General features: G+C 74.6%; 9 protein-coding genes. 7 read left to right on the top strand and 2 right to left on the bottom strand.

What is annotated here, in order from left to right; genetic code table 11:
* Positions 1-37: 37 nt before the first annotated feature.
* Together IF73_RS0135900 and mptB are read left to right on the top strand one after the other, a co-directional pair.
* The gene (locus IF73_RS0135900; protein ID WP_037881611.1) at positions 38-2,086 is read left to right on the top strand and encodes a bifunctional polysaccharide deacetylase/glycosyltransferase family 2 protein; all 2,049 of its coding nucleotides are present in this window, start codon (positions 38-40) and stop codon (positions 2,084-2,086) included.
* 11 nt (positions 2,087-2,097) lie between these two features.
* Positions 2,098-3,507 carry a polyprenol phosphomannose-dependent alpha 1,6 mannosyltransferase MptB gene (gene mptB, locus IF73_RS0135895; protein WP_051717668.1) on the top strand — a complete coding sequence of 470 codons (1,410 nt, stop codon included), beginning with the start codon at positions 2,098-2,100 and terminating at the stop codon, positions 3,505-3,507.
* On the opposite strand, the gene IF73_RS0135890 is transcribed toward mptB, so the two are convergent.
* Positions 3,470-4,654, bottom strand: a complete 1,185-nt coding sequence (locus IF73_RS0135890) for an aminotransferase class V-fold PLP-dependent enzyme (RefSeq protein ID WP_051717666.1) — start codon at positions 4,652-4,654, stop codon at positions 3,470-3,472. The two genes, mptB and IF73_RS0135890, sit on opposite strands and share 38 nt — an antisense overlap.
* Positions 4,651-6,621 carry a hypothetical protein gene (locus IF73_RS0135885; RefSeq protein WP_031015427.1) on the bottom strand — a complete coding sequence of 657 codons (1,971 nt, stop codon included), beginning with the start codon at positions 6,619-6,621 and terminating at the stop codon, positions 4,651-4,653. The genes IF73_RS0135890 and IF73_RS0135885 overlap by 4 nt, the downstream gene beginning before the upstream one ends.
* A 157-nt stretch (positions 6,622-6,778) precedes the next feature.
* Here IF73_RS0135885 and IF73_RS0135880 point away from each other — a divergent pair, with 157 nt between their 5' ends.
* From IF73_RS0135880 to IF73_RS0135860, 5 genes are read left to right on the top strand one after another with little or no spacing between them, the layout of a single operon-like run.
* Complete coding sequence (locus IF73_RS0135880) at positions 6,779-8,182, top strand: ABC transporter substrate-binding protein (protein ID WP_051717664.1); 1,404 nt, start codon at positions 6,779-6,781, stop codon at positions 8,180-8,182.
* A complete protein-coding gene (locus IF73_RS0135875; protein ID WP_031015423.1) occupies positions 8,179-9,072 on the top strand; it encodes a carbohydrate ABC transporter permease in 894 nt (297 codons plus the stop codon). The genes IF73_RS0135880 and IF73_RS0135875 overlap by 4 nt, the downstream gene beginning before the upstream one ends.
* On the top strand, positions 9,069-9,905 hold the full coding sequence (locus tag IF73_RS0135870) for a carbohydrate ABC transporter permease (protein ID WP_031015420.1): 837 nt from the start codon (positions 9,069-9,071) through the stop codon (positions 9,903-9,905). Before IF73_RS0135875 ends, IF73_RS0135870 begins: the two co-directional genes overlap by 4 nt.
* A gap of 2 nt (positions 9,906-9,907) precedes the next feature.
* The gene (locus IF73_RS0135865) at positions 9,908-11,686 is read left to right on the top strand and encodes a glycoside hydrolase family 36 protein (protein WP_234338445.1); all 1,779 of its coding nucleotides are present in this window, start codon (positions 9,908-9,910) and stop codon (positions 11,684-11,686) included.
* Positions 11,683-12,681 (top strand): LacI family DNA-binding transcriptional regulator, encoded by a 999-nt coding sequence (locus IF73_RS0135860; protein WP_031015416.1) that lies wholly within the window; start codon positions 11,683-11,685, stop codon positions 12,679-12,681. The genes IF73_RS0135865 and IF73_RS0135860 overlap by 4 nt, the downstream gene beginning before the upstream one ends.
* Positions 12,682-12,824 lie beyond the last annotated feature (143 nt).

The raw sequence follows: 12,824 nt of genomic DNA, 5'->3' as shown, positions 1-12,824 counted from the left end.
GCCCCCGGCCCCCGCCTCCCCCCGCTCCCGACACGCGCTGCGCCGCGATCCGCGCGCCCACTGGGTGCTGCTCTGTCTGACGCTGCTCGTCGCCGCGACCGCGCTCGTCTTCGCCGGGTACGGGCGGCACGAGATCGCCGCCACCGAGCCCGCCGCCCCCGGCTCCTGCCCCGCCGCGCCCGAGGCCCGGGACGCCGGGCCGGTGCTCCAGGTCGACGCCACCGGCGCCGTCCGCAGCGCCACCCCGGCCGCCGGGACCGTGGCCCTCACCTACGACGGCGGGCCCAGCCCCGACTGGACGCCCCGCCTCCTCGACGTCCTCGACGCGCGGGACGCCAAGGCGACCTTCTTCCTCTCCGGGGCCGACGCCGCCGCCCACCCCGAGCTCGTCCGCCGGATCGTCGCCGACGGGCACGAGCTGGGCTCCCACACGTACACCGACGTCGACCTGGCACAGGTCACCCCGGTCCGCGCCGACCTGGAGCTCTCGCTCGCCCAGAACACCCTCGCCGGCACCGCCGGCCTCGGCACCCGGCTGCTGCGGCTGCCGCACACGGCCGCCCCGGCCGCCTTCTGCGCCGGCCAGTGGGAGGCCGCCCGCCGGGCGGCCACAGCCGGATACGTCGTGGTCGGCGCGGACGGGAAGTCCGTCCTCCAGCTCACCGGCACGGCACAGGCCGTCGACGAGACCGAGAAGCTGCTCGCCGCCGCCGGCACCACCCGCCACACCACCGTCGGCCAGGCCCTCTCCATGAGCGACACCACCTACCCGGTGTCGGTGCTCGCCGAGTGGAAGGGCGCCGCCGTCGTCCAGGCCCAGGGCCTGTCCCGGGGCTTCGTGGACGCCATGACCGGACTCCTCGTCGTCGCCGGCGCCATCACCGCCGTCCGGCTGGTGCTGCTCATCGGCGTCGCCCGGGTCCACGTGCGCCGCACCCGGGCCAAGCGGAGGCGGGGCGCGCCGCGGCTGCCCCCGGTGACCGGGCCGGTCTCCATCCTGGTCCCCGCCTACAACGAGGAGGCGGGCATCGAGGCGACCGTGCGGTCGCTGCTCGCCTCCACCCACGAGGCCGTCCAGGTCGTCGTCATCGACGACGGCTCCTCCGACCGCACCTTCGAGATCGCCGACTCCGTCGACGACCCGCGGGTGATGGTGATCCGCCAGCCGAACGCCGGGAAGGCGGCGGCACTGAACACCGGCCTGGCCTGGGCCCACCACGACATCGTCGTGATGATCGACGGCGACACCGTCTTCGAGCCGGACGCCGTCCGCCGCCTCGTCCAGCCGCTCGCCGACCCCCGGGTGGGCGCCGTCAGCGGCAACACCAAGGTCGGCAACCGGGACGGCGTCCTCGGCCGGTGGCAGCACCTGGAGTACGTGATCGGCTTCAACCTCGACCGGCGCATGTACGACGTCCTGGAGTGCATGCCCACCGTCCCCGGCGCCATCGGCGCCTTCCGGCGGGAGGCCCTGGCCCGCGTCGGCGGGGTCAGCGAGGACACCCTCGCCGAGGACACCGACCTCACGATGGCGCTCTGCCGCGACGGCTGGCGGGTCGTCTACGAGGAGTCGGCCATCGCCTGGACCGAGGCGCCCGCCACCGTCCGGCAGCTCTGGAAGCAGCGCTACCGCTGGTGCTACGGCACCCTCCAGGCGATGTGGAAGCACCGCAGGGCCGTCATCGAGGGCGGCCAGTCCGGCAAGCTCGGCCGCCGTGGCCTGCTCTACCTGCTGCTCTTCCAGACCGTCCTGCCGCTCCTCGCCCCCCTCGTCGACGTCTTCGCGGTCTACGGCCTGCTCTTCCAGGACGTCGGCCAGGCCCTCGGCGTCTGGCTCGGCTTCACCGCCGTCCAGGTCGGCACCGCCGTCTACGCCCTGCGGCTGGACAAGGAACGGTTCGAGCCGATCTGGACGCTGCCGCTCCAGATCGTGGTCTACCGGCAGCTGATGTACCTGGTCGTGGTGCAGTCGGTGGTCACCGCCCTGCTCGGCAGCCGGCTGCGCTGGCACCGGATGCAGCGCACCGGCACGGCGACCGCGACCCTGGACCGCACGGCCGTCGGGGAGCAGCCGGCGGCCAGGTAGGTTTGCTGCCCATGTGGGTGGTGAGTGGTTCCGGATGCCGGTGGCTCGGGGCGGGCGGAGCGCTCGCCGTGACCGTCGGCGGGTACGCGGCGGGGGCGCTGCCCGTGGTCGGCGGCGGGGCCCTGTGGGCGCCGCGCGGCTCCGCGACCGAGACCGCCGGGGCCGTGCTCGCCGCCCTCGGGCTGACCGTGCTCGTCGCCGCCTGGTGGCGTTACGGCGTGCTGCTCGCGCGCGGCGCCGCCGGCGGCGCGCTCGGGACGCTCGCCGCCTGGGGCGCGCCGCTGCTGCTCGCCCCGCCGCTGCACAGCGCCGACGTGTACAGCTACGTCGCGCAGGGCGCGATGGTCCTGGAGGGGTACGACGTCTACGGCGCCGGGCCCTCGGTGCTCGGCCCCGGGGAGCTCGGGGCCGACGCGGCGGCGAGCGTCGGCGGGAACTGGACCGACACCCCCGCCCCGTACGGTCCCGTCTTCCTGCTGCTCGCCGAGGCCGTCGTGAAGCTCACCGGCGGGGCCGTCGTCCCCGCGGTGCTGCTGCTGCGGCTGCTCGCCGTCGCGGCGGTCGCGCTGCTCGTGTGGGCGGTGCGCGGCTTCGGGAAGGGCGACGGGGCGCTCTGGCTCGCGGTCCTCAACCCGCTGCTGCTCGTCCACGTCGTCGGCGGCCTGCACAACGACGGGCTGATGGCCGGGCTGATGCTCGGCGGGGTGCTGCTCGCCGTGCGCGGGCGGTGGGTCCTGGGCAGCGTGCTCGTCGGCTGCGCCGTGATGGTGAAGTCGCCGGCGGCCGTCGCGCTCCTCTTCGTCGCGGTGATCGTCGCCCGCCGGGACGGGCTCCTGAAGGGGCTGGTCCTGCCCCCGGCCGTCGCCGGGGCGGTGGCCGCGGGGGCGAGCCTGCTCGCCGGGACCGGCTTCGGCTGGCTGCGGACGCAGTCCGTCGCCGGGGCCATCCACACCCCGCTCTCCCTCACCAGCGACCTCGGTCTCGCCCTGGGCACGCTGGTCGCGGACGACCCCGAGCCGGTCAAGGCCGTGGTGCAGAAGCTGGGCCTGCTCGCCGCCGCCGTGATCGTCTGCCTGCTGGCGTGGCGGGCCTACCGGGGGCGCGTCGACCCGGTCCTCGGGCTCGGCTACGCGCTGGTGGCCCTGGTCGTGCTCTCGCCCATGGTGCAGCCCTGGTACCTGCTGTGGGGCACGGTCGCCGTCGCGGCCGTCGCCTGGCACAGCCGGGCCGGGCAGCTCCTCGCCGTGGTCTCGGCCGCCCTCGTGTACGAGACGCAGCCCGCCGGCCACACCCCCTGGTACGGCTTCGCCGCCGCCGGCGTCGTCCTCGCGCTCGGCGCGGTGTGGCTCCGGCGGGACCGGTGGCCCGCCGGAGCCGGCGGGCTCAGCGGCCGTCCAGCAGGGAGCGCACTCCGCGCGTGAGGCGTTCGTACTCGGCCGGCCGGTTGTAGATCTGTCCGCTGATCCGGATCCCGCCGCCGCCCTCCCAGGGCCAGACCAGCACCCGGCAGCCGAGCCGGGCCATGATCTCCTCGCGCAGCGCGTCCGCCTCGGGCCGGGTCCGGGCGAACCGTTCCGGCAGCCGGAGCGAGCGCATCGCGAGCCGCGCGTCGGACGGCAGCGGCGTCACCCCCGGCAGCCCGGCCAGCAGCTCGCAGCCGTACGCCGCGAGGGCGCTGTTGTGCTCCCGTACGGCTCCGGCGCCGAGCTCCGCGAGCAGGTCCAGGCCCTCGGGCGCGGCGAGCGGACCGGTGTAGTCGGCGGTCGCGCGGTACTCGACCGAGCGGGGGTAGCCCCGGTGGTCCTCCCAGGACGGCACCGGCGCGGGCACCCGGTCCCGCAGCGCGGGGGCGACCGCGAGGACGGCGCTGCCCGGCGGCGCGTACCCCCACTTGTGGAGGTTGCCGAACCACACGTCCGGCCGTCCGCCGAGCGGGTCGGCCAGCATCCCGGGCGCGTGCGCCCCGTCCACGACCGTCGTCACCCCGCGCGCGGCCAGCTCCTCGAGCAGAGCCGGTCCGGCGACGATCCGGGCCGTCGGCGAGCTGATCTGGTCGAGCAGCGCCACCTTCGTGCGCGGGGTCAGCGCGGCGAGGACCGTCCGGCGGACCGCCTCCTCGTCGGGCAGCGCCGGGTCGAGCCGCACGGTGACGGTCCGGGCCCGGCGGGCGGCGGCCGCGACGACCGTGCCGTAGCCGTGGTCGGTGACCAGCACCTCGTCGTCCGGGGCGAGCCGCAGCGCGGCCAGCGCGAGGTGCGCGGCCTCGGTGGCGTTCGTGACGAGGGCCAGGCCCCGCGGGTCGGCGCCGAGCCGGTGGGCGATCCGGGTCCGGGCGGCGGCCAGCCGGTCCGGGGCGCCGAGGAAGAACGCGTCCGGATCGGCGGCGGCCTCGGCGGCGATCCGCCGCTGCGCCCGGGCCACCGGGACCGGGACGGCGCCGAAGGAGCCGTGATTGAGGTGGGCCACCCGCGCGTCGAGCCGGAAGAGCTCCGCGCCGGCGGGGAAGATCCCGGGCGCCGGCGGGGCGGAGCCCGTATCCTCCGGGGCCTTCGTACCCTGCGTGTTCATCGGGCCTCGGCCGTGACCGTGCGGCCGGGGGCGACCTTCACCCGCACCACCGTGTACGCCGTCCCGTCGAGGACCTCCGTCGTGGCCGGGTGGGCCGTGCCGTCCACCGTGACCGCGCGTCCGGCGCCGGGGAAGCGGGCCTCCCAGGTGTACGGGGCCGTGCCCGCGGCGTGGGTGAGGGTGGAGCGGAGGGCGCCGTCGTGCCGGAGGGCGAACGTGGAGTCGCCGATCCGCAGGTCCTCGACGGCCAGCCACTCCATGCCCGACGGCAGCCGTGACCCGGTGGCGAGCGCGCGGGCGGGGGCGTCGGGCGTGACGCCCAGCAGGCCCTGCACGGTCTGGCCGACCAGGGTGAAGGACACCTCCGGGTAGTCGCCGTTGGTGCCCTGGCGGCTGTTGACGTGCTGCACGTCCTTCTGGGCGTAGATGTGCCGCATCCACGCCCAGGCGGTGTCCGGGCGCCCGTTGGCGAGGAAGGTGTCGGGGAGGTAGGTGAGGGCCTCGATGTTGTCGGGGCGGCCCGCGCCCGCCGTCTCCGCCTCGATGTGGTCGAGGTACGCCTCGCGCCGGGCGCCCGGGTCGACGATCCCCTTCATCGGCATGAACCAGCTGTTCTCCTTGCCCCAGCCGGTCAGCGGCTGCCCGTCCGTGGTGTAGCCCCGGACCATGTCGGCGCCCGAACCGGTGCCGCTCCACTCGGAGTTGAAGTACCGCTTGAGGTCGCGGGCGCGGCGGGCGAAGTCGGCGGCGAGGGCCCCGTCGCCCTTGGCGCGGGCGAGGGAGGACATCGCCAGGTACGCCTGGTACTGGGAGCCGATGGCGTCGCCGGCCTCGGCCAGCGGCTCGTCGCTCTGCTCGTTGTAGCTGGCCACGCCCTGGAAGATGCCCCGGCCGGTGCCCTCGGCGACCCGCACCCGGTCGCCGTTGTCCTTCCGCCCGTCGTGCAGGGCGACGAACTCCTCGGTGGCGTGCCGGTAGAACTCCCACAGCGCCGGGTCGTCGAGGTAGCTCCGGTCGCCGGTCCAGCGGTACGCCTCCTCGGCCTTCTGGACCAGCTCGAAGACGGCGGGGACCTCGCGGACGAAGAGGTCGGGGCGGCGGTAGTCGATGGACAGGTAGGTGCGGTTGTCGAAGTTGAGCGCCCACACCGGGTAGTAGGCGTGCTCGGCGGTGGCGGAGGCGGCGAAGGCCCGGAGCATCGCCTTGTTCTCGGCGTGCAGGCCGAGGGTGGCGGCGCCGGACAGCTGGTGGGCCATGTCGCGGGAGTAGTAGCCGCTGCGGTTGGCGTAGCCGGCCCAGTAGGAGGGGGCGTAGACGCCGGTGCCGGTGCCGCCGGTCTGCCGTTCGTCGGCGTTCAGCGGGCCCTCGGTGCCGGGGAGGTGGACCCAGCTGTTCGCCTTGGCCGCGGCCCAGGCGAACATCGCGGTGGCCTCGGGGTCGCTGGAGGTGACCCGGGGCGCGGCCGCGGCGGGGGAGACCATCACGTCGTCGGCGTTGACCCACCCCTCGCCGGACTCGAAGGCGATCTCGAGCCGGTCGCCGGGGGCGAGGGCGACCGGACCGAGCGTGTGGCGGCGGTAGTTCGCCGCGGCGGGCAGGTCGAGGGCGGCGGCGGGGGAGCCGTTGACCCGGAGCACGTACCGGCCGCCGGGACCGCCCGTGGCGATCCAGGCGGAGACGACGTACGCGCCCCGGCCGGTGGCGGTCACCGTCTGGGAGACCTTCCGGCCCGCGCCCGCGTCGAGGTACGCGAGCCGGGAGCCGGCGTGCGGGTAGTTGACCGCGGTCCCCGTGCCGGAGGTGAACTCCCATCCCGCGCCGCCCTGTTCGAAGCCGGGGTCGGCGACGGTGAGCACGGCGGGGGCGGCGGGGGCCGGGGTGCCGGCGGCGGCCGGGGTCGCGGTGATGGGGGCGAGGGCGGCCAGCAGCGCCACGGCGGAGGCCAGGGCCGTACGGGAACGCGTCATCGGGTTCTCCCGGAGGGTGGGTGGGGTCGGCGCGCGGCACGCTAGCAACCCGTACGAAGCCTTGCAATGGTTCTCGCGTCGATCGATGGACGGTCGAACTGAAAGTTTTCACCGATGCATTGCAAACGACCTCGGGGCGCTTGTACTGTCCCGGCCCATGGCAGACAGCGACAGACACGGCGACAGCGACCGCACCCGCACGGACGGCCGTCGGCCGGCCCGCAGGGACCTCCTGCGCATGGGCGGCGGCGCACTCGCCGCCACCGGCCTCGGCGGCCTCGCCCTCACCGGCTGCACCGGCACCGGCGCGGACGGCGGCGGAGGCGACGACGGCGACCCGCGCAAGGGCAGGATCACCGTCTGGTCCTGGCAGGGACCCGCCGCCGAACTCAAAGCCCTCATACCGGACTTCAACAAGGCCCACCCGGACATCCAGGTCACCGTCGAGGACATCGGCAACCCCGCCATCTGGGAGAAGATCACCGCCGGACTCGCCGCCGGCGGCCAGGGCCTCGCCGACGTCCTCCACATCGGCGTCGACTACCTCCCCGGCTACGTCGAACGCTTCCCCGGCGGCCTCGCCGACCTCGCCCCCCTCGGCGCCGGCCGCCACAAGGACGCCTTCGCCCAGGGCCTCTGGGGCACCGTCAGCCCCGACGGCAAGCGCGTCAACGCCCTCCCCTGGGAGGCCAACTCGGGCGGCTTCTACTACCGCGCCGACCTCTTCGAGAAGGCCGGCATCGACGCCGAGGCGCTCCAGACCTGGGACGAGACCGTCGAAGCCGGCAAGACCCTCAAGGCGAAGACCGGCGCCCACCTCCTCGGCATCGACAAACCCGCCTCCCAGCCCGACGCCGCCAACTTCTTCCAGCTGCTGCTCCAGCTCCAGGGCGCCTTCTACTTCGACCTCGACGGCCGCGTCACCCTCGACTCGCCCGAGTCCGTCAAGGCCATGACCCTCATCAAGACCATGAACGACGCCGGACTCGTCAGCGACCTCTCCGGCGGCTGGAACACCCTCATGAGCTCCCTCAAGAAGGGCACCAACGCCGTCGTGCCCTACCCCACCTGGTTCGGCGGCATCATCGAGGAACAGGTCCCCGCCGAGGCCGGCAAGTGGCGGGTCCGGCTGCCCCCCGCCGTCCGCCGCGGCGGCCCCACCGCCGCCACCGTCAACTCCACCCACCTCGCCGTCGCCGGCAGCAGCAGACACCGCGCCGCCGCCTGGACCTTCGTCGAGTACGCCCTCACCCGCCCCGCCTCCCAGGTGCGGATCTACCGCGGCAAGGGCATCGCCCCCGCCCTCATGAAGGCGTACGACGACGCCGTCTTCCACGAGCCGTCCGCCTTCTTCGGCGGCCAGAAGAAGGGCGAGATCTTCCTCGCCGCCCTCAAGGCCCCCTCCCCGCCCGTCAACTACACCGCCGACTACGCCCGCGCCCTCAGACTCGTCACCGACGCCCAGTCCAAGGTCCTCCTCAAGGGCGCCGACCCGGCCGCCGTCCTCCGCGACGCCGCCGCCGAACTCGCCCGCCAGACCGGCCGGAAGACCGCCCGATGAGCCTCGCCAGACCGCTCCCCGCCGCCCGCCGCCGGCGGCGCGGCCGGGCGGCCCCGTACCTCTTCGTGCTGCCCGCCCTGCTGCTCTTCGCCGCCTTCAAGCTCTACCCGATCGGCTGGTCCTTCCTCCTCAGCCTGCACCGCACCGTCGCCGGCACCGACACCTTCGTCGGCCTCGACAACTACGCCCGGCTCCTCGACGACCCCCTGCTGTGGACCGCGCTCCGCAACACCCTCGTCGTCCTCGCCGTCCAGGTCCCGCTCATGCTGGCCCTCGCCACCGGCCTCGCCGTCGCCCTCGACTCCAGCCTCCTGAAGGGCCGTTCCGTCTTCCGCCTCGGCTTCTTCCTGCCGATGGTCACCGGCCTCGTCGCGTACGGCATCGTCTTCTCCGTCCTCCTCAACAAGGACTACGGACTCGTCAACTGGCTCCTCGGCCGCGTGGGCGCCGACCCCGTGCCCTGGCTCACCGACGGCACCTGGGCCCGGATCTCCCTCGGCCTCGCCCTCACCTGGCACTACACCGGCTACAACGCCGTCATCCTGCTCGCCCGCCTCCAGACCGTGCCCCGCGAGCTGTACGACGCCGCCGCCGTCGACGGAGCCGGCGCCCTCGCCGCCTTCCGCCACGTCACCCTGCCCGGACTGCGCCCCGCGCTCCTCCTCACCACCGTCCTGTCGACGATCGGCACCCTGCAGCTCTTCGACGAACCGACCGTCCTCACCGGCGGCGGACCCGACAACGCCACCCTCACCCTCGGCATGTACCTCTACCGCCACGCCTTCACCTACTTCGACTTCGGCTACGCCTCCGCCGTCGCCTACGCCCTCACCCTCCTGATCGGCCTCCTCGGCCTGCTCCAGTTCCGCCTCCTGGGAGACAAGCCGTGACCACCACCACCCGCGGACGCGCCGGCCGGTCCCTCCTGCTCACCTCCGGCCTCGCCCTCGCCCTCGCCACCGTCGCCGTCCCCTTCTACTGGCTCGCCGTCGGCGCCACCCACAGCTCCCAGGACCTCTTCTCCAGCCCGCCGCCGCTGCTCCCCGGCGGCCACCTCGCCGAGAACCTCGCCACCCTCCAGGAGACCGCCCACTTCGGCCGGGTCGTCCTCAACTCCCTCGGCATCGCCACCGTCTACACCCTGCTCGCCGGCACCGTCTGCACCCTCGCCGGATACGGCTTCGCCACCTACCGCTTCCGCGGCCGCGACCCCCTCTTCGGCCTGCTCATGCTCGGCCTCGTCGTGCCCGCCCAGATCACCCTCGTCCCGCTCTTCCGGATGATGGCCGACCTCCACTGGCTCGGCACCTACCAGGCCGTCATCGCCCCCCACCTCGCCCTGCCCTTCGGGATCTTCCTCATGCGCCAGTCCATGGCCGCCCTCCCGCAGGAACTCCTCGACTCCGGGCGCATGGACGGCTGCGGCGAACTCCGGCTCTTCTGGCGCGTCGCCCTGCCGCCCATGCGGCCCGCCCTCGCCGCCCTCGCGATCTTCCTCTTCCTCTACCAGTGGAACGACTTCGTCTGGCCGCTCATCGTCCTCCGCGACGACCTCACCTTCACCATCCCCGTCGCCCTCGCCTCCCTCCAGGGACTCGACGAGACCGACTACGGCGCCATCCTCGCCGGCACCTCGATCGCCGCCGTCCCGATGGCGGTCGTCTTCCTGCTCCTCCAGCGCCACTTCGTCTCCGGCCTCCTCGCCGGCGCGGTGAAGGAATGACCATGAACACCACAGCCCCCGAACCCGTCACCACCGCCCACCAGGCCCCCGCCCCCGCCGTCCCCCTCCTCGACCGGGTCACCCTCGCCGTCCACGCCCCCGGCACCGACCCCGGCTGGACCCTCACCGACCTCCCCGGCCCCGGCGGACTGCGCGCCCTCGACGTCCACGCCCCCGGCGCCCCCGTCGAGATCCGGCTCGCCGTCCCCCTCGGCGACGCCGCCGGCTACTGGCACCCCCGGGCCGGCTGGCACCGCACCCTCGTCCCCGACTGGGCCGGCCGCGCCACCACCTGCCTCGTCGACGGACCCGCCGCCGGCAGCCTCTACGAGCACTCCGGCGCCTCCGTCCTCACCTGGGCCGCCGCCGACCCCGTCACCGAGGCCACCGTCCGCTACGGCGTCTCCGAGGAACACGACACCCACGTCGTCCACCTCCGCCTCCCCGCCGCCGACCGGCCCCACCGGCTGCTCCTCGCCCCCCGCTCCCCGTCCGTCGCCGCCGCCCTGCGCCCGCTGCGCGCCCACTTCGCCGCCGCGCATCCGCCCATGCCCGTCCCCGACGCGGCCCGCGTCCCCGTCTACTCCACCTGGTACGCCTTCAACCAGGACGTCACCGCCGACGCCGTCGAGACCCAGGCCGCCCTCGCCGCCGGACTCGGCTGCGGCGCGCTCATCCTCGACGACGGCTGGCAGAAGCACGGCTCCGGCCGCGGCTACGCCGGCCTCGGCGACTGGGAACCCGACCCCGCCAAGTTCCCCGACCTCACCGCCCACGTCGCCCGCGTCCAGGCCCACGGCCTGCGCTACCTCCTCTGGGTCGCGCCGCTCCTCCTCGGCCCCGGCGCCGCCTGCCACCGCCGGTGGGCCGCCGCCGCACCCCGCCCCGCCGGCGTGCCCGGCGCCCACGTCCTCGACCCCCGGCTCCCCGAGGTCCGCCGGCACGTCACCGACCTGTGCGTCTCCCTCGTCACCCGGCACGGCCTCGACGGCCTCAAGCTCGACTTCCTCGACGAGGCCGCCGTCTACGCGGGCGACGGGCGCGGCGACATCGGCCGCGCCATGACCACCCTCCTCGACGAACTGCGCCACGCCCTCGAAGCGGTCCGCCCCGACCTGCTGCTCGAACTGCGCCAGCCGTACACCGGACCCGGCATGGCCCCGTACGGGAACATGCTGCGCTCCTTCGACTGCCCGGCCGACGCCACCGCCAACCGGGTCCGCACCCTCGACACCGCGCTCCTCGCCACCGGCGGCGCCGTCCACTCCGACATGCTCATGTGGTCCGCCGACGCGAGCCCGGAGGCCGTCGCCCGCCAGCTGATCGGCGCCCTCCACTCCGTACCGCAGCTCTCCGTCCGCCTCGACCAGGTGCCCGCGAGCCACCTGGACACCGTCCGCTTCTGGCTCTCCTGGTGGCGGGAGCACCGGGAGCTGCTGCTCGACGGGGAGACCGAGCCCGGCCGGCCCGACACCCTCTACCCGCTGGTCACCGCCGTCCGCGGCGACACCTGCCTGACCAGCGTCCACGACGACCTGGTGGTGCCGTTCGACACCGCCGCCCACCGGGTCCTCCACCTCGTCAACGGCTCCGGACGGGACCGGATCCTCGTCGACGTCACCGGCGGCGGAGGGCCCGTCCTGGCCCGGGTCCACGGACCCGACGGACGTATGATGAATGACCCCCTGCCGTCGCCGACGCCGCTGCCGGAGGGGCCACGGCCGCTGGCCGTCCCGCGCGGCGGCCTGGTGTCGCTCACTCTCACGGAAGGACCGCGATGAAGGTCGGCATCACCGACCTCGCAGCCCACGCACAGGTCAGCGAGGCCACCGTCAGCCGGGTGATCAACCGGCGCCAGGGGGTGTCCCGCAAGACCCGCGAGGCCGTCGAGCGGGCCATGGCCGAGCTGGGGTACGAGCGGCCCACCCAGGGCCAACTCGTCGCCGTGGTCACCGAGTTCGTCTCCAACCCGTTCTTCGCCGACGTCGCCGAGCGGATCGAGTCGGCGCTCGCCCCGCACGGACTGAAGACCGTCCTCTGCCCGGTCTTCCCCGGCGGCGTGCAGGAGCTGGACTACCTCACCGCCCTCGTCGACAAGGGCGTCGCCGCCGTCGTCTTCCTCTCCGCCTCCAACACCGTCGAGGGCGCCGACACCGAGAGCTACGAGCTGCTGCGGCAGCGCCGGGTGCCGTACGTCGGAATCAACGGCGAGTTCGCCGACGGGGTGCCCGTCCCCGTCTACTCCACCGACGACGCCCTCGCCGCCGAGCTGGCCGTCGACCATCTGCACCGGCTCGGCCACCGCCGCATCGGCATGGCCTCGGGACCGGCCGGCAACCGGCCCGCCGACCGGCGGGTCCGCGGCTTCGTCGACGCCATGACCCGGCGCGGCGCCACCGACGCCGAGTGCTGGGTGGTCCGCCAGTCCTACACCGTCGAGGGCGGCCAGGCCGCCGCCTCCGCCCTCGCCGGCCAGGGCGCCACCGCGATCGTCGCCGCCAGCGACTACATGGCCCTCGGCGCCATCCGCGGCCTGCGCCGGCTCGGCCTGTCGGTGCCCGGGGACGTCTCCGTCGTCGGCTACGACGGCACCTCGGTCACCGAGTTCACCGACCCCGCCCTCACCACCGTCCGCCAGCCGGCCGACCGCCTCGCCCTGGAGGTCGGCCGCTCGGTCCTCGCCCTGGTCAGCAACCGCGAGGTGCCGACCGGCGAACTCCTCTTCGACCCCGAGCTGGTCATCCGCGCCTCCACCGGACCGGCGAAGGACCGCTAGGCCCTGTCGTCAAACTCCCGCCTGCCCCGCGACGCCATGCACGTGCTCTCGCCGCACCGGGTGAAAGCCCGAGTACGTCCAGTACGAGGACTTCCACCCGGCACGCCGAGAGCACGCACCTGACGCCGCGGGGCCGCCCTTCG

Source organism: Streptomyces sp. NRRL F-5727 (assembly GCF_000719555.1).
Taxonomy (GTDB): Bacteria; Actinomycetota; Actinomycetes; order Streptomycetales; family Streptomycetaceae; genus Streptomyces.
The sequence above is the reverse complement of the archived record's forward strand: the minus strand, read 5'-3'. Positions and strand labels throughout refer to the sequence as shown.